Origin of the sequence: Enterococcus sp., from assembly GCF_022711995.1 — a bacterium.
Classification (GTDB): Bacteria; Bacillota; Bacilli; order Lactobacillales; family Enterococcaceae; genus Enterococcus_D.
This window is the reverse complement of record NZ_JALAHI010000062.1, coordinates 1-25,352: the sequence shown is the minus strand read 5'-3', so window position 1 is coordinate 25,352 and position 25,352 is coordinate 1. Positions and strand designations below refer to the sequence as shown.

Below are 25,352 nucleotides of genomic sequence, written 5' to 3'. Positions count from 1 at the left end.
GAAAAAAAGCACAAGAATTATCTCGTATGATTAAATTTTTTCAGCAAAGATTTTTTTGCGTACTTGATTGCGTGTTTTTTTATTTTGCATTGGTTTTACTTTGTGAAGACCTACGAAGAGCTAAGTAGTCGCAGCGATAGTCAAAAGACGAATGCCCAAAGTTTGTTGGTCGGTTTTGTTGGTTGGTTAATGAAAAGAGGAGGAGTAAGAATGAAGGGCAATGACTATAAAAGATTAATGAATTCAAAGAAAGCAAAACGGGTGTTAAACAAGCGATCGTTGCTAGCAAATGTCACTGTTAGCGGTATGCTGCTGACTAGTTCAGTAATTGTTCCGACGACATTCTTGTGGGCGCCGAAGACAGTCGAGGCATCTTTAGTTTCTGCGGAAATTTTTAGTGATGTGAGAGCGGTAAATGATTCCGGAACTAGTGCTTCATTACCGTATGCAACCCCTGGCAATACGAACCCTGTTAATTTCACTCTTACAGGATCAAGTGCCGTGTCACTAAATGTTTTGAATGGGGATAAAGTAGCGATCGTCGGAGTGCCAAAAGGGTTGACTGGATTTGTCCAGCCTAATGGGAATACAAGTGTTTCAACGAATATCACCTTGCAACTTGGAGATATTGCCGCTATCCAAACACTGATTGGGACTCTTACACCTGCTGTTGATACGTTGGCTAACACAGTGGATGCGCTTGTGAATCGCAATTTAGCTGACGCGTTAAACATTCCCAAAACGATTAATGGTATTCCTAACCTTGTGTATAATGCAGCCTCTATCGTTGATGTCAGTCAGATCATTTCCGTTAATCTAGATGAAATCTATCAACAATTGGATTTATTGAATCAGTTAGGACAATTTGGACAAGCGAATTTTGAAGTGCCAACTGGATTAACCGATAACGAACGCGCATTAATCGCTAATGTAGATGACGGCCTATTTATTGTGGTCAATCAGCGTATTCAGGAAATTTTAAGCAACTTGAAACAAGCACAAATCCAAGTGGAAATTTTAGATGGGGCAAGTAATATTCCTGGAATTGGTACATTGATCAACGGTATTAATACTCTTGTTCAAGAAACAGTCAATACAGCGAAAGCCACGCTAAATGTTACCATCGATGCTGCGCAAGCTGTATTGAACGGAACGACAGATTTTGCTGATCAAATCGCATCGGCATCTGTTTTAGGTCAAACGACAGTGGTGATGCCAACAACTGTGACAACACCAACGACTTCAGAGCTGATTGCAAATGGTGTGACGAATCCGTCGAATCCATACGAAGCTCGATTTGCCGGTACTTTTTCTCAGTCCAATCTGCTCACACTCGATTTATTTACAGATGAGGATGGCAATAATTCTATCTGGTTAGCAGCAGAACCAGCAGCAGAACAAACAGAAACACCAACGATCGATCCTGTTGCGGCTGGTGATACCACTATCAGCGGAACAGCAGAACCAGATTCAACGGTCACAGTGACTATCGGAAATGATCAGCCAGTCACAGTAGTAGCGGATGGCCAAGGCAACTGGTCAGCCGATGTACCAGAAGTTTCTCAAGGTGAAACAGTGACGGTAGTGGCAGAAGCCGACGGCAAAGATCCAAGCGAGCCAGTGACAGTGAACGTCGCAGGATTGACCGTTGCAGCACCTACTGCTTCTATCAGTGGCAATGAAACTGATGGCTATCCGGTCATTGGGAAAGCAGCACCGAATGCAGCGATTGAAATCACGAACGTTCAAGGAGACGTTGTCGGCAGTGGAACGACTGACAGCGATGGCAACTATCGTGTCGTAATTGCCCCCGATCGAGTCGCCCCAGAAGAGGACTTGAATGTCAAAGCAATCGTGACAGCTGGTGGTCAAGACTACAGTAGTCCAGAAACAGCGATCACCGTTCCAATCGATGCGACAGCAGAACAAACAACAGCGCCGACGATTGATCCAGTGACGGCTGGCGATACGACGATCAACGGAACAACTGAACCTGGAGCAGCGGTGTCGGTTTCGGTAAGCGGAGAAGAAGTCACAGCAGTTGCAGATGACCAAGGCAATTGGAGGGTTGATGTGCCCGAAGTGACTGAAGGGGACACGGTCACAGTCATAGCCACAGCTGACGGAAAGACACCGAGTTCGCCAGTTAGCGTGAGTGTTAGCGGATTGACCGTTGCGGCACCTACTGCGACGATTAGCGGCAATGAAACCGATGGCTACCCTGTGGTCGGAAAAACAGTTGCTGATGCCGCAATCGAGATCACGAACGCCCAAGGAGACATTGTCGGCAGCGGAACCGCCGATGGGGATGGCAACTATCGGATCGTGGTTGCACCAGATAAAGTTGACCCAGAAGAAAACTTGAATGTGACAGCGATCGTGACAGCTGGTGGGAAAGACTACCGTAGTGGAGCAACACCGGTTGTTGTACCAGCCGATACACAAGAGAACCAAACTCAAGCGCCGTCGATCAATCCAGTGACTGCTGGGGATCAAACAATTAGCGGTACAGCTGAACCAAACGCCAATGTAGTAGTAACTGTCAGCGGAGAAGAACCAGTGACGGTCGTTGCGGATGATCAAGGGGATTGGACTGCAAATGTACCGGAAGTTTCTGAAGGCGAAACAGTGACGGTGGTAGCTACTGCTGGTGACAAAGAGCCAAGTACACCCGTCAGTGTCATCGTCAGCGGAATAAGTGTTTCTGCACCAACAGCATCAATCACGGGTAACCAGCGAGATGGTTATCCTGTAGCTGGTCGAACAACTGCGAATGCAGACATTGAAATCACTAATGCCCAAGGAGAAGTCGTAGGTAGTGGTACTGCCGACGGTGATGGCAATTACCGGATCGTGATTGCCCCAGATCAAGTGACACCAGAAGAAAGCTTAAATGTAGCAGCAATCGTGACTGCCGGGGGGCAAGAGTACCGGAGTGCTAATACACCAGTGACGGTCCCAGCAGTCAATCAAACAGAGAGTCCAACCATTGATTCAATAGCAGCAGGCGATACAGCAATCAGCGGTACAGCAGAACCAGGGGCAACCGTCACAGTGACGGTGGACGGTGAAGAGCCAGTAACAGTCGTTGCGAATGATCAAGGGGATTGGACCGCAGATGTACCAGAAGTTTCTGAAGGCGAAACAGTGACTGTAGTAGCTGCCGCTGACGGCAAAGAACCAAGTATACCAGTGAGCGTCACGGTCAATGGGGTGACAGTCAATGCACCAACAGCCTCTATTAGCGGCAACACCCTGGATGGCTATCCGGTTACGGGTAAATCTGTGGCTGATGCTGCGATCGAGATTACCAATGCGCAAGGAGAAGTCGTAGCTAATGGCACTGCTGATGGCGATGGCAACTATCGCGTCGTAATTGCACCGGATCGTGTGTCACCAGAAGAAGCACTGAATGTGGCAGCGGTCGTGACGGCAGGAGGCAAAGACTACCGTAGCGGCAATACACCGATCACTGTTCCAGCAACGGTTCTTACAGAAACACCAACTGTCGATCCAGTTAAAGCAGGAGATACAGTGGTCAACGGGAAAGCAGAACCTGGAGCAACAGTCACTGTCAATGTGAGTGGCGAAGAACCAGTAACTGTCAAAGCCAATGAAGAGGGCAATTGGACAGCAAACGTACCGGAATTGTCTGAAGGTGAGACAGTGACCGTCGTAGCTACAGCTGACGACAAAGACCCAAGCGCACCAGTGACAGTAAGTGTGAGTGGTTTGACGGTCGCAACACCGACTGCAGCAATTAGTGGGAACGAAACCGATGGGTACCCAGTAGTTGGTAAAGCAGTAGCTAATGCAGCGATTGAAATCAGCAATGCCCAAGGAGATGTTGTGGGCAGTGGAACAGCAGATGGCGATGGCAATTACCGTATTGAGATAGCACCAGATCAAGTCACACCTGAAGAGAATTTGACTGTCACCGCAATCGTCTCTGCTGGCGGAAAAGATTATCGTAGTGCTTCGGCTACAGTAGTCGTGCCGGCAGATAATCGTGAAAATCAAACGGAGACCCCAACAATCGATCTAGTGACGGCAGGGGATACAAGTATTCGTGGAACTGCTGAACCGGATGCAACGGTCAAAGTGACAGTGAATGGGGAAGATCCAGTGTCAGTCGTCGCAGATGACCAAGGCAATTGGACGGCGGATGTGCCGGAAGTTTCCGAAGGCGATACAGTCACGGTGGTAGCAGAAGTGGCTGGAAAAGATCCAAGTATTCCAATCAGTGTCACGGCTAACGGTTTAACTGTTTCAGCACCGACTGCCTCGATCAGCGGCAATGAGACTGATGGCTATCCAGTTGTCGGCAAAACAACCGCTGATGCAACGATTGAGATCACCAATGCGCAAGGAGAAGTCGTGGGTACTGGTACCGCCGATGGCGAAGGCAATTATCGAATCCTCATCGCGCCAGATCAAGTGGCTCCAGAAGAAAGTTTGAATGTGACCGCAATCGTGACTGCTGGCGGGAAAGATTACCGCAGTGGAGCAACCACAGTTGTTGTGCCAGCCGATAATCGTGAAAATCAAACAGCAACACCAACGATTGATCCTGTTAGTGCCGGCGATAAAACCATTAGCGGAACGGCAGAACCGGGTTCAACAGTCACCATTACAGTCACCGGAGAAACTCCAATCACTGTCGAAACAGATGATCAAGGAAATTGGTCGACGGATGTGCCAGAGGTTTCCGAAGGTGATACTGTAACCGTTGTGGCAGAAACGGATGGCAAAGATCCAAGCGCACCGATCAGTGTCACTGTTGGAGGAATCACTGTTGCTGCACCAACCGCATCAATTAGCGGCAATGAGATCGATGGTTATCCAGTGGCTGGTAAAGCAGCAGCGAATACAACCATTGAAATCACCAATGCGCAAGGGGATGTGGTGGCTACTGGCACCACTGATGGTGATGGCAATTACCGAATCGTGATCGCCCCAGATCGAGTGGCTCCAGAAGAAAGTTTGAAGGTAACGGCAGTCGTAACCGCTGGTGGGAAAGACTATCGCAGTGGGGCAACACCAATTACCGTGCCTTTAGCAAACCAAACGACCACGCCAACGATTGATCCCGTCACAGCCGGTGATGAGACAATCAGCGGAACGGCAGAACCAGGTTCAACCGTCACCATCACCAATGGCGACAAAGATCCAGTCGTCGTTGAAGCCGATGATCAAGGCAACTGGACCGCTGACATCCCAGAAGTTTCCGAAGGGGATACCATAACTGTCGTGGCAGAAACCGATGACAAAGATCCAAGTGCCCCAATCACAGTGACGGTGGATGGATTAAATGTTGCAGCACCGACAGCATCGATCAGCGGCAACAAACTCGCTGGTTATCCAGTAGTTGGTAAAGCAGCAGCAAATGCAACTATTGAAATCACCAACGCTCAAGGAGATGTGGTAGAGACTGGCACTACTGATGGCGACGGCAATTACCGAATCGTGATTGCGCCAGATCAAGTAGATCCAGAAGAAAAATTGAATGTCGCAGCGATCGTAACCGCTGGTGGGAAAGACTACCGTAGCGCCAACACCCCGATCACTGTGCCAGAAGACAACCAAACAGGAATTCCAACGATTGATCCTGTGACAGCTGGTGATGAAACTGTAAGTGGAACGGCAGAACCAGGTTCAACCGTCACCATCACTAATGGCGACAAAGATCCTGTAGTCGTCAAAGCGGATGACCAAGGCAATTGGACTGCTGATATTCCAGAAGTTTCAGAAGGGGATACCATAACCGTTGTGGCAGAAACCGATGGCAAAGATCCAAGCGCACCAATTACAGTGACGGTGGATGGACTGACAGTTACCGCACCAACCGCATCCATCAGCGGCAACGAGATTGACGGTTATCCAGTTGTTGGTAAAGCAGCACCTGATGCCACAGTTGAAATTACTAACGCTCAAGGGGATGTGGTAGGGACTGGCACTACTGATGGCGACGGCAATTACCGAATCGTGATTGCGCCAGATCAAGTGGATCCAGAAGAAACATTGAATGTCGCAGCGATCGTAACAGCTGGTGGCAAAGACTACCGCAGTGGTAACACCCCAATCACTGTGCCAAAAGAGAATCAAACAACGAGTCCAACCGTTGATCCCGTCACAGCCGGAGACGATACAATCACTGGAACAGCAGAACCAGGTTCCACCGTCACCATCACCAATGGTGACAAAGATCCAGTCGTTGTTGAAGCAGATGAGGAAGGCAACTGGACCGCTGAAGTACCAGAAGTTTCGGAAGGGGACACCATAACTGTTGTGGCAGAAACTGATGGCAAAGATCCAAGTGCCCCAATCACTGTAACAGTGGATGGATTGACAGTTGATGCACCAACCGCATCCATCAGCGGTAACGAGATTGACGGTTATCCAGTAGTTGGTAAAGCAGCACCTAACGCAACGATTGAAATCACCAACGCTCAAGGAGATGTAGTAGGGACTGGCACTACTAACGGAGAAGGCAATTACCGAATCGTGATTGCGCCAGATCAAGTAGATCCAGACGAAGCACTGAATGTTGCAGCGATCGTGACCGCTGGTGGCAAAGACTACCGCAGTGGTAATACCCCAATCACAGTACCTATGGAAAAAACGGCAACACCACTCATTCATCCAGCGATTGCTGGGGAAAAAGCAGTCAGCGGAACCGCAGAACCAGGTTCTTCAGTCATTCTGACCATCAATGAAGCAGCACCAGTGATGGCGCGGATTCTTGGGGCGATGAACACCACCCGGGCTTTTGCTGCACCGCTTGAATTAAGAGCGGATGAAGATGGCAATTGGCGTATCAATGTAGCCGAGTTATCGGAAGGGGATGTGTTGACCGCTACTGCACAAACTGACGGCAAATATGTCAGTGATCCGATGAGTATCGTCGTTAGTCCCGTGACGGTTACCGCACCTACTGCAACAATCAGCGGCAATGAATCATCTGGGTATCCGGTTACGGGGAAAGCTGATCCAAATGTAACTATTGAAATCACGAATGCCCAAGGTAAAGTGGTAGGGACTGGTACGACAGACAGCAAAGGCAATTACCGAATCGTAGTAGCAGCCAATCGCGTCGAACCAAAAGACAATTTGTATGTCGTTGCTAGTATCATTGCTGGTGGCAAAGAATACCGTAGTGCAGCTGCTACCGTCACTGTTCCGACTGCTGAAGTTGGTGGCGGCAATACTGGCGGCGGCAACACTGGCGGCGGCAACACTGGTGGCGGCAATACTGGTGGCGGTAATACTGGTGGTGGTAATACTGGCGGTGGCAACACTGGTGGCAATACCGGCGGAAATAATATCGGTAATGGCAATAACGGTGGGATCAATATCATCGGCAATGGGAACATCAGCGGTGGCAACAATATCAATAGTAACAATAATGGTGGCAAACATTTACCGCAAACCGGCAGTGAAAGCACAGGAATCTTCTCAATGATCGGTGCTGCACTGGTGGCGATCGGTGGTCTTGGTTTCTTCAAATCGAGAAAGAAAAAAAATCAATGATTGTTGAAGCAACAGCACCAAAAGGCAACGAATAGATAGACCATAAGAAGGCTCTGCGGCGATTATCTGCCGCAAGAGCCTTTTTTAGAAATGTTCCTGCAGGTTTAACTTTTTCCCAATCCTAGCAATGGCAAACCACTTTTGAAAGGAGATAAAACGGTCGAACAGTGATCCTTTGGCGAAATTAAACAGGAATTTTTTCTTTTTTGACTATCCATGCTACACTAAATTTTGTAGAAAATGGAAAAAACTTTCAATCGTTTGGTTACGCAGTCTGCGTGGTTGGAAGGTAAAAGGATGGTGTAGAGGTTGATAGGAGACAAAGGCAAGGAAGCACGTGTTCATCACGTTTTTGAGAGTGTTGCAGAGAACTATGACCAGATGAATACCGTGATTTCTTTTCAACAACATAAGCACTGGCGAAAAGATACGATGAAACGGATGCAAGTCCAAGCAGGTAGTGACATCCTTGATGTCTGCTGCGGAACAGGAGATTGGGCCTTGGCACTGGCAGCAGCAACCGGACCTACTGGGAAAGTGATTGGCATTGATTTTAGTGAGAATATGTTGGCTGTGGCCAAGAAAAAGGCAGCGGAGCAAAAGACAAAGGTTGAATGGATGCAGGGAAATGCCATGGCGCTTCCTTTTGCCGACAATTCTTTTGATGTCGTGACGATTGGGTTTGGATTGAGGAATGTTCCTGATCTTTTGACCGTGTTGAAAGAAATGCAACGGGTGGTAAAACCTGAGGGCAAAGTGGTTTGTCTGGAAACTTCACAGCCCACATTGATTGGCTGGCGCCAGTTGTATTATGGCTATTTCCGGTACATCATGCCCTTACTGGGGAAACTGTTTGTTAAACGGTATCAGGAATACTCATGGCTGCAGGAATCAGCCAGAGACTTTCCCGGAAAAGAAGCGTTGACCCGTTACTTTCAATCAGCTGGACTGACAAAAATCACTGTCAAAAGCTATAGTGGGGGAACTGTGGCGATGCATCTTGGATATAAACCAGTAGAGTGTTGATTGTCGGAAAGAGATGGAAGAAAAAATCTTTTCCACTAAAACAGCAAAGATGCTCTGCAAAAATAGTTGCTTCCATTAAAATATAGCTTAACAAAACAAAAACCAGCGTTCAGTTATCGAACGCTGGTTTTTTGTCTATTTTACTATCACCGGGGATTACAAGAACGCTATGCATTCTCTTTTTTTAAGACAATGTTGGTGTAGAGCCATACCGTCAAAAGATAATAGACAGCATAAAGGGCAATAAAGATCGTAAATGGCAGCCAAATTTGATCATAAGGGTCACTTAACAGCAGCTTGAACATTTGAAGTCCGAATAAGACGTGAACGACTCCTAATAGTCCAGGAACAAGGAAAAGCACACCAATCTCTTTGCGAATGGACTTTTTCAAAAGGCCATTGCGGGCGCCAATTTTTTTCAACATCGTGTAGCGCATGATATCGCTATTTGCTCCGGAGAGGATTTTGAACATCAAGCAGCTGGCCAGCATCGTCAGAAAGGCAATCCCTAAGAAGAAGCCCATAAATTCAAAGCCAGAGAAAACGCTATTGAAGGTGTCATAGACATCTGCTCGTTGCATAAAATTACTCTCTCCAGCAAGGGAAGGATTATTGGCTTTATCCAATTCCACCAGTGCCGTTAATTTTGGCAAAATTGCTTCAAAATCTTTGACCTGGATCACTTGCAACGTCGTTTCTGGTGCCTTCACTTGTTCAAAGGCACTAGCAGAAATCAGTTTGATTTCTTTGGCGCGTTGATCGGGTAATTCGAAATTACGCAATTCATCTTGTTCAGTAAGTTCTGCGGCAATCGCTTTTCCTGTTAGTGAGCGATAAGGATTTTTGGGGTTGGTTTCACCACTGATAGTAACAATCAAAGGATCTTTGTCAAATTCTTCTTGGATGTAGTAAACCGCTGTATCATCCTCTTTTTGGCGATAACGGACATCTAATGTTGGGTGTAGGTCGTCAACTTTTTGCTGATCGACCTTTTGGGCGTTATTCAGAACCAAGTCATAAGAAGTGATTCCTTTGGCCATTTTAGGGATTTCATTTCTGAAGCCCAATCCTACCGTCAATGCACCTAGTGCTAGGGCAAATAACATCGATACTAAAGAGAGCATTTGCGTATACTCACGAATCCGGAAGTTTAACTGAGACAAAGTGAAATTGTTTAATTTTTTCAGTGCAATCGCATCGGATTTCTTTAGTAGAGTCAAAATCAAAACGATCACAGAGCGGAAAACTAGATAGGTTCCTAAAACGATCGTGACGAGGGCAATCGCGATCCCCATCAGTTGGAATTTCATGAGTTCCCCCATCACATAATAACCAATGCCTAAAAAGATGATTCCCAAGAGTGTTTGGAGTAGCAAAAAGGGAAATTTTTGCTTGATTTGTGCAGGTGTACTTGTTTCTCTCAACAGATCCAAGATGGCTTTTTTGGCAATGGCAGATGCATTGACAATAGCGGCAATCAAAAAGAGAATGGCAAAAAAGACCAATGTAATTACCAGTGCTTTAACGCTAAATGGCGAAAAATCGGTAATCTTGATATTTAACTGCTGCACTAAAAGGTCATTGATAATTTTCGTCAATCCGATACCGGCTAAAGCACCCGTAATAGTAGCAATGATCCCAACAAAAAAAGTTTCGATGAAGATCATTTGGGCGATTTTTCGTCCTTTTGCTCCCAACATCATAAACATGGCATAATCTTTCTGCCGCATTGACATTAGGAATGAGTTGGCGTAGAGGATGTAGGCAAATGTGATGATCCCCAATAAAATCGTGCCAAAGTGGAAAATAAACACAATAACACCAATTGTTGAATTATTTTTTAAAAACTCTTCATTGCTGGCCATTGATTGAAACATATAAAAGATGGCAGAAGCCATCACCAGACCAGAAAATAAGACGATGTAGTCTTTTAAGCGGCCTTTGATCCCAGTAAGTGATAATTTCCAAAGCATATCTTTTATCCTCCTACTGTTCCAGATTTCCTAAGATAACTAAAATCTGACGATAAAAGTCTTCTTGGGTTTGATTATTTCGTTTGATTTCTTGATGGATCTTACCATCTTTGATAAATAAAATTCGTTTACAGTAACTTGCCGAAAGAGGATCATGAGTCACGAGTAAGATCGATACTTGATCATTCTTATTTAAATCATCCATCATATCCAATAAGTCTTTGGCACTTTTAGAATCCAAAGCCCCAGTAGGTTCATCCCCAAAGAGGATCGTTGGTTCTGTGATCAATGCACGAGCAGCAGCGACCCGTTGTTTTTGTCCCCCAGAAATTTCAGAAGGATATTTATCCAAAATTTGACTAATCGATAAACGACTAGCAACTTGCTGCACCAATTGCTTGATTTTCTTAGGCCGGACGCCTTGTAATGATAAAGGGACGGCAATGTTTTCAGAAGCTGTCAAGTTCTCAAGTAAGTTGAAATCTTGAAAGATAAAGCCGATTTCTTTACTGCGGAAGTCTGCCAACGCATCCCCACGTAATTTTGTGATGTCTTTTTCATTGATGCGGATGCTTCCGGAAGAAGGATGATCTAATGTAGATAAAATGTTCAATAACGTTGATTTACCAGAACCAGAGGCACCCATGATCCCAATAAATTCACCTTTGTCGATCGCAAAGCTGATTCCTTTTAACGCTTCTGTTTTCTTCTCATTCGTTTTACCATAGACTTTCGTCAATTCGTTTGCTTCAATTATTTTTGCCATTGATTGATCACCGTTCACTTTCTAATTGTTTCAATGCTTTTTCAGGAATATCATTTTTCTGAACTTCTTCATAAGAAGTCACGCCCTTGTTTTGATTCCAAGTAATTTTTAGGTAAGCGTCTTTTTTTAAAGGCCGATCTTTGATCGCTAAGAATTCGAGATTTTTTTTCTTCGCATCTTTGTCATAACCAGGTAGTTCATATTTATATTCAATGACTTGACTGCCTCGATCATCTTCAGTTTCGATTTTTTCCCCATCGGTGGTGATTTGAACATAGTAGCTTTGTCCACCCATGACAACTTTCTCAGCAATCTGCAACCCAGCAAACAAAACGATCACTAGGATTCCTAGGCCGAGCCAAAATTTTTTCATCTATTTTCACTTCCTTTAGTTTGTAAAGTCTAAAGAAAATTATAGCTGGCACAAAAACAATTGTAGTGTGAAAAACCTATCAATAAACTTTCATTTTTGTCATGAGAGCAGATTCATTGTTCGACAACTATGCCTAGAGAGCCATTCCAAGATAACAAATGGAGGACAAGTTTAAAAGACAAGCTAAAGATAATCCATTGAAAAAAAACTTCTATAATGGAGAGATTCAGTCTTACAGCAAAAATTTCAGTGCTTGATGAAAAAACTGAAATTCAAAAAATGAGAAAAATTGTTATAATTTACTCTGATATCTCTTTATTTTTTAATTTTTTACGTGAGCATCGTCTGATGGCCGATGAAAGTCGCCATTGACCGCTATTATCTGTGTTCTCGTCTTATGCCAAGCTAGTCAAACTTTTGGCGTTCCTAAGGCTAGTCAGAGAGGTCGAAGGGATGATGTGCGCTAGGGATTCGATAGATTGAAGGAGGAAATTATGAAAAAATATCGGTTTGGTTTGATCACACTTATGTCAGTTTTTGTTCTCGGTGCTTGTGGTCAAGGAAATGATAAAGACTCGACGGCAACCCAAGGTTCTGAAGCAGCGAATGATGTTGAATCAATGCCGCTGGAAGTGAAAAACGATGGCGATCCTATCAAAGGAGAAACATTAGATGTAGCTGTTGCAATGGACACACAATTTCAAGGACTGTTCCAATGGGAATTCTACCAAGATACCTATGATCGACAATTTATGTCTCCAAGTCATGAATATCTATTTTTAAATGATGATGACTTTAAGATCGTTGACGGGGGACCAGCTGATTTAGCGTTGGACCAAGAAAATAATACTGCCACGATTACATTGAGAGACGATTTAAAATGGTCAGACGGGAAAGAGGTAACGGCTGACGATGTGATCTTTGCTTATGAAGTGATCGGACACCCTGATTATACGGGTATTCGTTACGACAATGATTTTACAAATGTGGTTGGGATGGAAGAATACCATGAAGGAAAAGCGGAAACGATTGCTGGTATCACTGCTGTCAGTGACAAGGTCGTTCAAATCGAATACAAAGAAGTTCACCCGGGCATGATGCAGGCAGGCGGAGGCGTCTGGATGTCGGCATTGGCCAAACATGCCTTTGAGGGAATCGAAGTCAAAGATATGGAATCCAGTGATCCTGTTCGGAAAGATCCTATTGGTTTTGGACCCTATGTTATGAGCAATATCGTTCCGGGAGAAACGGTGGAATATGTACCGAATGAGCATTACTATGGCGATACACCTTCACTGGACAAAATCGTTTTCCGCGGGGTACCAACAGCTTCTATCAATGAAGCCTTAAATGCAAAACAATACGATTTAGTCTTATCAATGCCGACAGATACTTATGATTCCTATAAAGATACAGCCGGATATCAAATGTTGGGACGTTTGCAGCAGTCTTATACGTATCTTGGTTTTAAAATGGGAACATGGGATGCGGAAAACAACCATGTGGCTTACGATTCCGAGTCTAAGATGGCGAATAAAGCATTGCGTCAAGCAATGGGCTACGCCGTTGACAATGATGCGATCGGGGAACGTTTCTACCATGGATTACGTACGAATGCAACGACCATGATCCCACCTGTATTTGGTTCTTTGCATAATGATACCATTAAGGGGTATACATTGGACTTGGATAAAGCCAATCAATTATTGGATGAAGCTGGTTATATCGATACGACTGGCGATGGTTTCCGTGATGATCCCGACGGCAATAAACTAACGATCAATTTTGCTTCGATGTCTGGTGGCGAAACCGCACAGCCTTTAGCTGATTACTATGTCCAGCAGTGGAAGGAAATCGGATTGGATGTTCAGTATTCGACTGGCCGCCTGATTGATTTCCAAGCGTTTTATGACAAATTAAAAAATGATGATCCCGACATCGATGTTTATATGGGGGCTTGGAATACGGGATCCGATCCTTCGCCTACCGGACTATGGGGACCAAATTCAGCGTTTAACTATACTCGCTATGAGTCTGATAAAAATACGGAGCTGTTAGCGGCGATCGATTCAAATGCTTCATTTGATGATGCCAAACGAAAAGAAGCATTTGATGCGTGGCAAGAATATGCCTTTGAAGAAGCCTTTGCCATTCCGACACTCTTCCGTAGTGAGATTTTGCCGATTTCCGATCGGGTAACGAACTTCTCATGGGCCTATGATGTGGACCATAATCCATGGGCAAGAATTGGTGTAACGGATAGTTCACGTTAATTCAGAAAATAAAGAAGAAAAACGAATTCTTTCAATAGAAATAACCGGAGGGGAGATGGAGACGTTCTGCTAACGCAAGAACCTCTTAGCGCAGACTGTAAAGTTGGCGCTGTTCCATCATCCTTCGGTTTTTTGTGTACTTCAAAGGAGACAGTTGAGACGGAGATGATAAGACGTCTATCAATTGAAATTGACTGGAGTTCCTCTCATTAGCTCAAAGCATGAGCATAGTGAATATTTTTGAATTCCTTTGGTGTTGAACCGGTGATCTTTTTAAAACTTTGAATAAAATGGCTTTGACTGGAGAACGCCAGCAATGTGCTGATTTTTTCATAGGAATGATCGGTAAACAGCAGCAAGTGCTTGGCTTCAGCGATTTTCTTTTCTTGGATATAGCTATGGATGGTTTTGTCCATTTCTTTTTTAAATTGACTGCATAGATGGGTTTTGTGCTTTTGGGTAATCTCTGCCAGGTCATCGATGGTGATCTTTTCATAAAGATGGCTATCGATATAGTTGACGATCGTTTTGACCAATAATGATTTTTGAGAAAGCGGATAGCTGTGTAAAAGCTCCATAAAACGATAGGTGGCTTCTTTAATGTATCGCAAGCACTCATCGGCAGAATGGATATAGATCAACCCTTGGATCAATGAGTCGGATAAGCCAAATGCCTGATTGACCGGAACCCCCTCATCGATACTCATGCGAGTGACCACTGCAACAAAAGCCGAAAACTTCAGTTTTAATCCTTCTAATTCAAAAGGAGATAATGCGACACTATAGGTTTCTTTCATCTTATTAAAGACCCAAGCGACTTTTTCCGGCTCATTGCGTTTGATGTAATCCAGATAGCGTAATTCAAAATGATAAGAATCAAAGGTTGCCTCATGAACCCGACGATCATAGAGATTTGCTTCTAAATTAAAATCAGTTTGGATCGAGCGGGCATCCAAATCAGTATGGTAATACCAGCGAAGATTTTCTTTTGTGAGGGGTTGATTCGCAAACAGCGTATGCAACAATTGAATGTATTCTTCAAAAGAATACTTGTCTTCTTTGGAGTAGTGGATATTATAGTGATATTCATGTCCCAAGAAAACACATGAATTTTCAGGAGTGCCGATCACACCACAAGGACCAACCATCAAATAGCACGTTTGTTCAGCTACTTCAAATTGAAAACAGCCAAACATATATTTTCCTAAATGATACAAAGTAACAAGTTTTCCCTCAGTCGCTTCTAAATAATGACTGATGGGTTTTTTTGTTTGCCAAGAGCTGTCAGGGTGCAATAGTACGCCTTCATTATCTAATAACATCATGGGAATCAAATATTTGCGGTAAAGAAGATCCATGGCGGTTTTGATACTTTCTAGATTCATCTTTTTGTCACCTCATTGCTTTTTGTTTTTACTTCTGACCCTAGTATAACGAAAAAAAGTTCAGATGCAACGAATATTTTGCTATGAACTATACTTTTTTAGTATAAAATCCACTGGATTCTTTTTATAATACATTATGTTAAAACGCTTACAGAAAGGAAACAAAATGGATACGAGAGAATTAAGAGAAGTCTTTATGCGCTTGACCCCTCAAGAAAAAGTTGCCCAGACGATCCAGCTCAATGGTAGTTTGGTCGTAGAAAATGATGTCATGAATACCGGACCGATGCAAGATCTCGGTTTACCAAAAGATTTAAATTTGTATGAAATTGGTTCAATCTACAATGTAAACGATTTTGCTAAATTAAAACGATTGCAGGAAGAGACTTTGAAAAACAGCAAGCACAAAATTCCGCTGCTATTCATGTCAGATGTCATCTATGGGTTTCGGACGATTTTTCCGATTCCTTTAGCTCAAGCCGGTTCCTACGATTTTGCATTGCTTCAGCAAGCAGCAGAGATCACGGCAAAAGAGAGTGCCCGCAATGGCCTCCATGTGATTTTTTCACCGATGCTTGATTTGTCCCGCGATCCTCGTTGGGGAAGAGTAATGGAATCTCCGGGAGAAGATGTTTACACGGCAAAACAATTTGCCAAAAGTGTCGTGACTGGTTATCAAGGAGATATCAGTGAAGGTGTAACCGAAGATCATGTGGCTGCCTGTATCAAGCACTTTGCAGCATATGGGGCACCAGAGGGTGGTCGGGAATACAACACTGTCGATATGTCCAATCAACGACTGTACAATGAATACTTGCAGCCCTATCAAGCTGCCATCGAAGCCCAAACATTGCTTGTAATGACCGCATTCAATGTCTTGAATGGGGAACCTTCCACCGGCAGTAAGTGGTTGAACCGGGATCTTTTACGAGAAAGATTTGGTTTTGACGGCGTTTTGGTCTCCGATCATGCGGCAATCAAAGAACTCGTTCCTCATGGCTATGCAGCCGATGAGCGGGATGCAGCCAAAAAAGGATTGGAAGCTGGTGTGGATTTTGATATGATGACTTCGGTCTATGCCACGCATCTACCAGAACTAATCAAAGAACCTGCTTTTGCAGAATTATTGGATGAAGCCGTTTGGCGCATTTTGGAATTGAAAAATAAACTGGGGCTTTTTGAAAATCCTTATCGAGGGTTAGACAATCCGCATACAGGGGAAATTTTAACCGATGAGGCCAAAGCAGTAGCAACCAAATTAGTTGAAAAAAGTAGTGTCCTGCTAAAAAACAATGGCAGCCTTCCACTGCAGAAAGAACAGAAAGTCGCAGTCATTGGTCCTTATGGAGAAAGCCGCTTGACGCTAGGCTTTTGGGCTTCGGTTAGTGGAAAACCACAAGATGCAATTCCACTGAAAGAAGGATTGTTAAACAACCTTGCTGCCGAGCAGTTAACCTTTGCCCGCGGCTACAATTTATTTGATTCCTACGATGGGTTTGGTCCCTTAAAAGCCGGTATTGAGATGTTGAATGGCCCAATCGAGTCTGAGGATCAATTATTAGCGGAAGCTGTTGCAGCGGCAGAAGATGCCGATGTGATTGTCCTGACTTTTGGTGAACAGTTCTTAGAAAGTGGAGAAGGAGCTTCCCGAGCAAAATTAACGTTACCCGACAAACAAGTTCGCTTGATCGAAGCATTAAAAGCGACCGGCAAGCCAATCGCTGGTGTCTTGTATACCGGCCGTCCACTGGTCTTGACGAATGTCGAACCATTATTCGATAGTTTATTGCTGGTTTGGTATCCGGGGATTATGGGAGGGATCGGAATTGCGAATCTCTTAACAGGCAAAGCCAATCCATCCGCTCGGTTGACCATGACTTTCCCGAGAAGTGAAGGGCAGATTCCAATTTACGGGGCACAGCTTTCAACAGGCCGTCCTTTCCAAGAAGAGAATCCAACGGACCGCTTTATCTCAAAATATCGCGATGAGTCAAATGAGCCGCTGTTTGCCTTTGGTGAAGGACTTAGCTATAGTTCATTCCAAGGGAAATGGCTTGACAGCAACGTCAATGATCAAGGAATCACGTTTACCTATCAGATCAAGAATCAATCGGAACGTGCCGCTGATACCGTGGTTCATGTTTACTTGAAACAACGACCAGCAGCTATCGTGCGACCAGTGAAACAATTAGTCGCCAGTGCCTTTGTTTCGTTGGAACCACAGGAAGAGCGTTCTTTAAATATCGAATTACCGCTGGCAGAGCTTGCCTTTTATGATAATCAAGGTCAGAAACATATAACAAGTGGAAACTATCAGTTCGTTTTAGCGATTGATGGAAAAGAAGAGTCACTTACAGTGACACTATAAGACAAGGAGTGTAAAAAATATGGAAAAGTTAGAAGCAATTTTAAGCAGTAAATTATTGCCAATGTCGCAAAAGTTACAAAGAAACAAAGTCTTAGCCGCACTGATGGAAGGATTTATCCGCACCAGCCCGATTACATTAGGGATCGCATTTATCACAATCGTCGGTAACTTCCCGATTCCTGGCTGGACCGATTACTTAACAAAAATCGGTGTTTTCCAACACGTGGAAGCAATCACCAATGGTGCCACAGGAGTTTTTGCATTATATGTTGTTTATAGCTTAGCTTATTCTTATGCCAAACAGTTAGGGTCAAATGAACGTAATTCAGCAATTATTTCTTTAGCTAGTTTCATTATGTTGATGCCTCAAACGATTGCAACAACTGTGATGCAAGATGGTCAAGCAGTGGAACAAACCATCGGCGCATTGAAATTGGACTTCTTGGGTGGCCAAGGACTCTTTATTGGGATGTTGACAGCATTATTAGTGACTCGTTTCTATGCCTTTTTGTCTAAGAAAAATATCATGATCAAATTGCCTGACAGTGTACCGCCAATGGTGACACAATCCTTAGCACCAGTCTTCGTTGTGACAATCATTTTCGTTTTGGTATTTATCATTCGCGTTTTATTTGGTCTAACAGCATCTGGATCAGTCTTCCAATTCTTTATTGATGTCGTGAACGCACCATTGAATTCGTTAGTCGCTAGTCCACTTTCCATCATCATCATCATGGAAGTATTGGCTGTCTTATGGTTCTTCGGTATTCACAACGCGGTGTTACAAGGACCTCTTGGCGCGATCAGTATGACAATGGTGGTTTCAAATATTGCTGCTTACCAACAAGGACAAGAATTGCCTTATTTGGTTCCATCCGTGATTTACATGGGCATGTACGCTGCAGGATTCATGGGATTTGTTACTTTCTTTATGATTCGCAGCAAATCAGCAAAAATGAAACAATTAGGTAAACTATCGTTCATTCCATCTATTTTCAATATTACTGAACCAATCATGTTTGGGATGCCGATTATTTTGAACCCATTGTTCTTTATTCCGCAAGTATTCACGCAATTGATCGCTGGTTTTGTAACATGGGGATTGGTTACAACGATCTTACCAATCAATTTGAATCCAACGATGAGCCTATTGCCATGGACTACACCAACATTTATCAAAATGCCTTTCTCAGGGGGCATCAACTACACAATTCTAATGGTCATCTGTATGTTGATCGGTATTGTGATGTGGTACCCATTCTTGAAAATCGCTGACAAGAAAGAGTATGAGTTAGAACTTGAAGCGGAAAAAAATAAAGCCAACGAAACAGCAATTGAAAGAACAGCAGAAGAAATTCAAGCGTAATTAAAGGAAGTGGGAAAAATGCATCAATTAAGTATCGATGTTGGCGGAACAAAGATCAAAACTGGTTTGGTCCAACAAGATATCGTCACTGAAAAGAAGAACTTCCCAACACCTCAATCTATTGAAGGGTTTTCTGAATTGTTAAAAAGCATCATCAGTGACTATTCAAAAAGCCATTCATTCAAGAAAATCGCTTTTTCAGTACCAGGTTCGGTCAACGAATCCGGTACTGTCTTCTTTGGTGGCGCATTGCCTTATCTAAATGAAGTCAACTTAGGTCAGCTAATTGGAAACCTCGATCTTACGGAAGATTATCAAGTATCCGTTGAGAACGATGCCAAGGCAGCCACATTAGGAGAAATGACTTGGGGGCATTTACAAAATGTAACCAATGGAGCAGCGATTATTTTAGGGACCGGTGTGGGTGTTGGACTGTGTATCAATGGTCAGCTTTACAAAGGAAGTCACTATCAAGCAGGAGAGGTCAGCTTCATGATCCGAGACCGGCGGATTGCCGGTCCAGATTCATTTGTTGGTATCGGACTCTCCGCTGTTGGATTGATCCAAAAATTAGCGGAAGCATTACAAGTCACAAACGATGGACCGACTGTGTTTCAAACATTGACGGACTCTGATAACCAAACGGCACAGGATCTCTTTCTTGGTTATTGCCAAGAGGTCGCCGTTCTCTGTTTTGACATCCAATGCCTATTGGATATCGACAAAATCGTGATTGGCGGCGGGATCAGCCAACAGCCGAAACTAATTGCAACCATCCAAAGCTGCTATCAGCGGCTACTAAAAGCAGCACCAATCATTGAACAAACATTACGACCAATCAACATCGAAGCGGCCAAGTTTCAGGCAGATGCAAATTTGATTGGCGCGGTAAAGGAGTAAATGTATGAGTAAATTTCCAAATGATTTTTTATGGGGGGCATCAACCAGTGCCTATCAAGTAGAAGGGGCTTGGGATACAGATGGAAAAGGTCCTTCTGTCCAAGATGTCAAAGAGATTCCTGCTGGAACCACAGATTTTAAAGTGGCTTCAGATCATTACCATCGCTATGAAGAAGATGTCAAACTGTTCAAAGAACTAGGGATGAAAGCCTACCGTTTTTCTATTTCATGGAGTCGTGTCATGCCAAATGGCGTCGTTAATCCAGCAGGTTTGGCATTCTATCAGAAATTGATCGATTTATTGCTTGAAAACGAGATTCAGCCGGTCGTCACAGTTTTCCATTTTGACTTACCTGTTTATATCGCTGAACAAGGGGGTTGGGAAAATCGGGAAACGATCCAGGCCTTTGCAGACTACTGCCAAGTGCTGTTTGAACACTTTGGTGACAAAGTACCATTATGGCAAACCATCAATGAACAAAATGTGATGGCATTAGCTGGTTCTGTCATCGGTACAAGCCAAAAGAGTATGAAAGAAAAATTCCAAGAAAATCATCATATGCTGGTGGCACAAGCGTTAGTCACGAAGCAATTCCATGCAGGAAACTTTACCGGGAAGATTGGACCAGCGCCAAATATTGCCAGTGTATATCCAGCTTCGGATAAGCCTGAAGATCAGATGGCCGCTTTATACATGAGCGCATTGAGAAATTGGTTGTTCCTTGATGTGGCCGTTTTTGGGAAATACAATCACAATGCTTGGCACTTATTGGAAACCATTGGTGCCGCACCAGAAGTTACGGCAGAAGATCGACAAATCCTTCTTGACGGCACTTGTGACTATATTGCATTGAATTACTACAACACGATGACCGTCAGCAGTTATTATCAGAAAGAAAATAAAATCGATCAGCAATCAGGCTTTGGGATTCCAGGGTTCTTCCAAGCAGTTGAAAATAAAAATCTACCAATGACTGAATTTGGCTGGCCCATTGACCCAGAAGGGTTCCGTTTCACATTGAATGAAGTTTATTCTCGCTATCGGTTGCCGATTTTGATTACCGAAAACGGTATCGGAGCCAAAGACGTTTTAACAGAAGATGGACAGGTGCACGATCAATACCGCATTGATTATCTGCAGCAGCATATTGCTCAAATGGAATTAGCCGTCAAAGATGGCGTCGAAGTGATTGGGTATTGTCCTTGGAGTGCCATCGATTTGATCAGTACCCATGAAGGCATCACGAAACGTTATGGCTTCATTTATGTCAATCGCACAGAAGATGATTTGTTGGATTTAGCCCGAGTGAAAAAAGATAGTTTTTACTGGTATCAACAAGTGATTGCACAAAATGGATTAGGAGAGTAAGTTATGTACATGCAAGAATACTCTTTCGATGAAGCAGCAGGGGCAGGACTAACCGTTTACCTTCATGAAGAAAAACCGGAGTTTGCTCGTGTCGGCAAACGACCATTCATTTTAGTGATTCCCGGAGGAGGCTACTCCTTTTGTAGCGAACGGGAAGCTGAACCCATTGCATTGAATTTTCTTGCTCAAGGGTACCATGCCGGGGTGCTTCGTTATCATGTTGGGGAGTTTCGCAGTTTTGATGCTTCCTTGCAAGATGCGCAGGAAGCACTAGCTAAAATCGCCGAATTGAGTGCTGGAGCATGGCCTTCGATCGATGCAGAGAAAATCGCTGTAATTGGTTTTTCTGCCGGTGGTCATTTGGCGGCGGCATTATCGACGCTTTCTGAGAGGAAACCCAGTCTTTGTATTTTAGGTTATCCTGCGATCTTACAATCTTTTGCAAAAGTCATGCAAATTGAGGCTCCGTCATTAGAAGCCTGTGTGACACCAGAAACACCGCCCACATTTGTCTTTTCGACCTTTGAAGACAATGTGGTACCGATTGAAAATTCACTTTTATACTTGCGGGCATTGGAAGAAAATGAAGTGCCCTTTGAAACGCATCTTTTTCAAAAAGGCAAACACGGTCTTTCATTGGCAACAAAGCGTTTCGGTAATCGTGAAGAAATGATCGATCCTCGCTTTGGTCGCTGGTTCGACGAGTGTGTGGAATGGTTGGAAATCAATTGGGAAGAGACAGTGACTGTTGAAATGCCAGCAGACCTTGCGGATTGGCCCATCACAGCCTTGATCAAAGAACCAGCAAATCTCACGTTATTGGCCAGCAGTTTTCCAAGTTGGCAAGAGAAAAGTACCTTTAAAATCGTAAAAAACTTCAGTTTGCAACAGTTGACTGCCATTATTCCAGAGCGTTTCTCACAAGCACAATGTGAGCAGTTAGTTGCACAGCTGGTGGATCCAAGGAGAGGAGAAACACAATGAAAGCATGGCTCGTTCATGAAAGCTATAAAGCAGCCACGACACCTTTTGCTGAGGTGCCAGCTGAACTATCAACGGTGAAAGGGTGCAAAAATAGTTTTGCCGCTTGTCAACTGTTACTGCATGATGGCAAGCGAAACCATTTTATTTTGGGACGTGAATTTGCGATCCCAGATGAAATCGAAATCCCTATGTACCGGATCGAAATCACTAGCGAATTGCCGGTTACGAGTCAATTTGTAGGCTATTATACCGGACAGCAGGAAATCGATTTTGCGGATAAATTGCTGGACCAAACAGCCAAAACCTATCCAGGAGATCGGATGGCGGCAGTTTATTTAGAATTCCCATTGGATCAGTCCATTGCAGCAGGCAGCTATCCGGTGGAGATCGCTATTTACCGCTCCCAATTGGCCGGTGCTGATTCACTTGTTTTAAGCAAAAAAATCACGGTGGAAGTTTCCGCATTTGAATTTCCGGCAGATTACCGCGATGGCTTTAACTTAGATGTTTGGCAACAGCCATCGATTCTTGCGCGAACGTATGATGTACCGTTGTGGAGTGAACAACATTTCTGTCTGTTAGAGGAAATGGCTGCAAGTTTGGCCAAAATCGGTCAAAAGGCGATTACTGTGATTGCCGGTGAAATTCCTTGGAAAGGTTGGTTTAATTATATCGTCAAAGACTATCCAGCGAATCTCTATGAGTATTCAATGATCAAAGTCAATAAGACAGAATCAGGGGCTATCACCTGTGATTTTTCTGTCCTGGATCGGTATTTGAATTGTTTCTTTCAAGCAGGGGTTGATCAAGAGATTGATGTTTTCGGTCTGTTAGGTGTTTGGCAGCCGCCTTTCTTCCCGGTAGTGCCTATTGACTATCCGGAGGCATTAGTGGTTCGCTACTTAGATGAAGCGACTGGCAAAATGATGTTTATTCAGCAGAAAGCAGATTTGCAAAACTACATTGGACAAGTTTTTGCCCACTTTAAAGAGCTGGGTGTCTGGGAAAAAGTTCGGATCGTTTCCGATGAACCAAAAAAACATCAGATCAACCTGTTCAAAGAGTCGCTTGCTGAATTAAAAGCAATCGATGAGACGCTGCAAGTCAAAGTCGCTTTTGACAAAGAGGATGTCTTGACGGAACTTTTGCCATTGGTGGATTATCCCGTGACTTCTTATTACTGTACCTGCAATCATTACCAAGAGTTGAGTCAAAGTCATTCAGGAAAAACCCAGTATTATGTCTGCAATTACCCAGACAAGCCGAATACATTCCTGCATAGTCCGTTACTTGAAACTCGCGTTCAAGGGATCTTGGCCCACCATTTTAAAACCGATGGGCTTTTGCGCTGGGCCTACAATTGCTGGCCAGAAAATGCGCGGGAAGATATTCGCTACAACACAAGTTCGCTGCCGATCGGCGATATGTGCTTGATCTATCCAGCTTACTCCGGACATTTGGCACTGTCGCTACGCTACAAGCAGTTACAGCGGGGAATCGAAGATTTCTATCTGATCAAGCAAGCGGAAGCACAGCAACCGAAACCGACAGCCGAACTACTGGATACTTTTTTGGCAAACCCGAATAGTCAAGAGTGGATGGTGGATAGTCACCACAGCCATGGGGATGTTTTCCAACAAACAGCATCTGACTATGAGACTCTCCGTGACGCGCTATTAACAATAATCACAAAATAAATCAAAGGACCACGAATCCTTAAGGATTCGTGGTCCTTTTTTTCAAAAATTGCAAGAAAAACGCGTTTTTTCACGAAATGAGCGTTTCGTTTTTCATTTGGTGAACATTCCTCTACACTTTTAAGTAAGGTCATGGTTCAACATGACGAGCATAAAAATAAGGAGGAAATGAACATGTCAGAAAAGATCACTGATCCATTAACGAAATATTATAACGGTACCTTTGAAAAACAGGAACAGGAAGCCCCAGCAGTTCAAGGAAAGATGCAGCCTGTACCCGATTGTGGCGAAACCAGCTACAATGGCTCAGGACGTTTGGCAGGACGGAAAGCATTAGTCACAGGTGGTGACTCGGGTATCGGCCGGGCAGCAGCGATTGCTTTTGCTAAAGAAGGTGCAGATGTTGCAATCAACTATTTGCCTTTTGAAGAAGAGGATGCCCAAGAAGTGAAGGCTGTCATCGAAGCAGCGGGCCAAAAAGCCGTATTGATCCCTGGCGATTTGAAAGACGAATCTTTTGCCCGTCAATTGGTGCATGATGCAGCGAAAGCATTAGCTGGATTAGATATTTTGGTCTTGAATGCTGGTATGCAGCAGGCGGTCAAAGATATCAAAGACTTGACTACCCAACAAATCACCGACACGTTTACGACAAATATCATTTCCATGTATTGGACGGTTCAAGAAGCCTTAGATTATTTACCGGCAGGAGGCAGTATCATTACCACTACTTCTATCCAAAGTGCAGAACCTAGTGCTCATCTGTTAGACTATGCAGCGACCAAAGGGGCGATCACTTCCTTTAGTAAAGGATTGGCAGCGCAATTGAGCTCAAAAGGGATTCGTGTGAATACAGTGGCACCAGGACCAATCTGGACACCATTGCAAATCTCCGGGGGTCAACCACAATCAGCGATTCCTGAATTTGGCCAAAAAGAATTATTAAAACGGGCAGGTCAACCAGTTGAATTAGCGCCGGTATATGTCTTCTTAGCATCAGATGAAGCCAGTTATGTCACTGGACAAGTTTATAGTGTAACTGGCGGCAGCTTCTTCGCCTAAGACAAGTTTCAAACAAAAACGCAGCAGGACTGCGACACTTGCAGCAGTGAAAAGCACCATTAGGAAATTCTTCTAGACCAAAGACACAGGGACTGTGGCATCAGTCAGCATCCAACAAGTGAAACCGAATCATATATACGGTTCGGATAGTATTACTTGTTGGAGACTTATGGCACAGTTCCTTTCCTACGATTAGTCAAGGGAAACGAAAAAGAGTGTCAATTTAATTTTATTAATATGATTGTTAAGTATCTTTACCCATGTCAAATAACCCTCACTT

14 protein-coding genes are annotated in these 25,352 nt (G+C 44.0%); 10 read left to right on the top strand and 4 right to left on the bottom strand.

Annotated elements, in window-relative coordinates:
• Positions 1 to 210: 210 nt before the first annotated feature.
• Positions 211 to 7,530 carry an Ig-like domain-containing protein gene (locus tag Q0A12_RS06330; RefSeq protein ID WP_291291818.1) on the top strand — a complete coding sequence of 2,440 codons (7,320 nt, stop codon included), beginning with the start codon at positions 211 to 213 and terminating at the stop codon, positions 7,528 to 7,530.
• A 309-nt stretch (positions 7,531 to 7,839) separates the two neighbouring features.
• Entirely contained in the window at positions 7,840 to 8,556 is a 717-nt protein-coding gene (locus tag Q0A12_RS06325) for a demethylmenaquinone methyltransferase (RefSeq protein WP_291291817.1), read from the top strand.
• 167 nt (positions 8,557 to 8,723) lie between these two features.
• Here the strand turns inward: Q0A12_RS06325 and Q0A12_RS06320 are convergent, their stop codons facing one another.
• From Q0A12_RS06320 to Q0A12_RS06310, 3 genes are read right to left on the bottom strand one after another with little or no spacing between them, the layout of a single operon-like run.
• Positions 8,724 to 10,529 carry an FtsX-like permease family protein gene (locus Q0A12_RS06320; RefSeq protein WP_291291816.1) on the bottom strand — a complete coding sequence of 602 codons (1,806 nt, stop codon included), beginning with the start codon at positions 10,527 to 10,529 and terminating at the stop codon, positions 8,724 to 8,726.
• A 13-nt stretch (positions 10,530 to 10,542) separates the two neighbouring features.
• Positions 10,543 to 11,295 (bottom strand): ABC transporter ATP-binding protein, encoded by a 753-nt coding sequence (locus tag Q0A12_RS06315; protein WP_291291815.1) that lies wholly within the window; start codon positions 11,293 to 11,295, stop codon positions 10,543 to 10,545.
• 7 nt (positions 11,296 to 11,302) lie between these two features.
• Positions 11,303 to 11,668 carry a YxeA family protein gene (locus Q0A12_RS06310; protein ID WP_291291814.1) on the bottom strand — a complete coding sequence of 122 codons (366 nt, stop codon included), beginning with the start codon at positions 11,666 to 11,668 and terminating at the stop codon, positions 11,303 to 11,305.
• Between the two features lie 494 nt (positions 11,669 to 12,162).
• Between Q0A12_RS06310 and Q0A12_RS06305 the strand changes: the two genes are divergently transcribed.
• Positions 12,163 to 13,941: an oligopeptide ABC transporter substrate-binding protein gene (locus Q0A12_RS06305; RefSeq protein WP_291291813.1), complete on the top strand. Its 1,779-nt coding sequence runs from the start codon at positions 12,163 to 12,165 to the stop codon at positions 13,939 to 13,941.
• A 209-nt stretch (positions 13,942 to 14,150) separates the two neighbouring features.
• Here the strand turns inward: Q0A12_RS06305 and Q0A12_RS06300 are convergent, their stop codons facing one another.
• Positions 14,151 to 15,326: an AraC family transcriptional regulator gene (locus Q0A12_RS06300; RefSeq protein WP_291291812.1), complete on the bottom strand. Its 1,176-nt coding sequence runs from the start codon at positions 15,324 to 15,326 to the stop codon at positions 14,151 to 14,153.
• Between the two features lie 166 nt (positions 15,327 to 15,492).
• Here Q0A12_RS06300 and Q0A12_RS06295 point away from each other — a divergent pair, with 166 nt between their 5' ends.
• The 7 genes from Q0A12_RS06295 (at position 15,493) to Q0A12_RS06265 (ending at position 25,072) form a co-directional block, all read left to right on the top strand.
• Positions 15,493 to 17,694, top strand: coding sequence for a glycoside hydrolase family 3 N-terminal domain-containing protein (locus Q0A12_RS06295; protein ID WP_291291811.1), 2,202 nt, complete (start codon positions 15,493 to 15,495; stop codon positions 17,692 to 17,694).
• A gap of 19 nt (positions 17,695 to 17,713) precedes the next feature.
• Complete coding sequence (locus tag Q0A12_RS06290) at positions 17,714 to 19,060, top strand: PTS transporter subunit EIIC (RefSeq protein ID WP_291291810.1); 1,347 nt, start codon at positions 17,714 to 17,716, stop codon at positions 19,058 to 19,060.
• An 18-nt stretch (positions 19,061 to 19,078) separates the two neighbouring features.
• Positions 19,079 to 19,960: an ROK family protein gene (locus Q0A12_RS06285; protein ID WP_291291809.1), complete on the top strand. Its 882-nt coding sequence runs from the start codon at positions 19,079 to 19,081 to the stop codon at positions 19,958 to 19,960.
• 4 nt (positions 19,961 to 19,964) lie between these two features.
• Positions 19,965 to 21,329, top strand: coding sequence for a glycoside hydrolase family 1 protein (locus tag Q0A12_RS06280; protein ID WP_291291808.1), 1,365 nt, complete (start codon positions 19,965 to 19,967; stop codon positions 21,327 to 21,329).
• A gap of 3 nt (positions 21,330 to 21,332) precedes the next feature.
• Positions 21,333 to 22,313 (top strand): alpha/beta hydrolase, encoded by a 981-nt coding sequence (locus tag Q0A12_RS06275; protein ID WP_291291807.1) that lies wholly within the window; start codon positions 21,333 to 21,335, stop codon positions 22,311 to 22,313.
• Positions 22,310 to 24,010, top strand: a complete 1,701-nt coding sequence (locus Q0A12_RS06270) for a DUF4091 domain-containing protein (RefSeq protein ID WP_291291806.1) — start codon at positions 22,310 to 22,312, stop codon at positions 24,008 to 24,010. Before Q0A12_RS06275 ends, Q0A12_RS06270 begins: the two co-directional genes overlap by 4 nt.
• A 174-nt stretch (positions 24,011 to 24,184) precedes the next feature.
• Positions 24,185 to 25,072, top strand: a complete 888-nt coding sequence (locus tag Q0A12_RS06265) for an SDR family oxidoreductase (protein WP_291291805.1) — start codon at positions 24,185 to 24,187, stop codon at positions 25,070 to 25,072.
• Positions 25,073 to 25,352 lie beyond the last annotated feature (280 nt).

Coding starts and splice junctions, on each gene's coding strand:
- Q0A12_RS06275 (WP_291291807.1), top strand. CDS start 21,333: ATGTACATGCAAGAATACTCTTTCGATGAAGCAGCAGGGGCAGGACTA.
- Q0A12_RS06265 (WP_291291805.1), top strand. CDS start 24,185: ATGTCAGAAAAGATCACTGATCCATTAACGAAATATTATAACGGTACC.
- Q0A12_RS06320 (WP_291291816.1), bottom strand. CDS start 10,529: ATGCTTTGGAAATTATCACTTACTGGGATCAAAGGCCGCTTAAAAGAC.
- Q0A12_RS06295 (WP_291291811.1), top strand. CDS start 15,493: ATGGATACGAGAGAATTAAGAGAAGTCTTTATGCGCTTGACCCCTCAA.
- Q0A12_RS06280 (WP_291291808.1), top strand. CDS start 19,965: ATGAGTAAATTTCCAAATGATTTTTTATGGGGGGCATCAACCAGTGCC.
- Q0A12_RS06310 (WP_291291814.1), bottom strand. CDS start 11,668: ATGAAAAAATTTTGGCTCGGCCTAGGAATCCTAGTGATCGTTTTGTTT.
- Q0A12_RS06300 (WP_291291812.1), bottom strand. CDS start 15,326: ATGAATCTAGAAAGTATCAAAACCGCCATGGATCTTCTTTACCGCAAA.
- Q0A12_RS06315 (WP_291291815.1), bottom strand. CDS start 11,295: ATGGCAAAAATAATTGAAGCAAACGAATTGACGAAAGTCTATGGTAAA.
- Q0A12_RS06330 (WP_291291818.1), top strand. CDS start 211: ATGAAGGGCAATGACTATAAAAGATTAATGAATTCAAAGAAAGCAAAA.
- Q0A12_RS06285 (WP_291291809.1), top strand. CDS start 19,079: ATGCATCAATTAAGTATCGATGTTGGCGGAACAAAGATCAAAACTGGT.
- Q0A12_RS06290 (WP_291291810.1), top strand. CDS start 17,714: ATGGAAAAGTTAGAAGCAATTTTAAGCAGTAAATTATTGCCAATGTCG.
- Q0A12_RS06305 (WP_291291813.1), top strand. CDS start 12,163: ATGAAAAAATATCGGTTTGGTTTGATCACACTTATGTCAGTTTTTGTT.
- Q0A12_RS06270 (WP_291291806.1), top strand. CDS start 22,310: ATGAAAGCATGGCTCGTTCATGAAAGCTATAAAGCAGCCACGACACCT.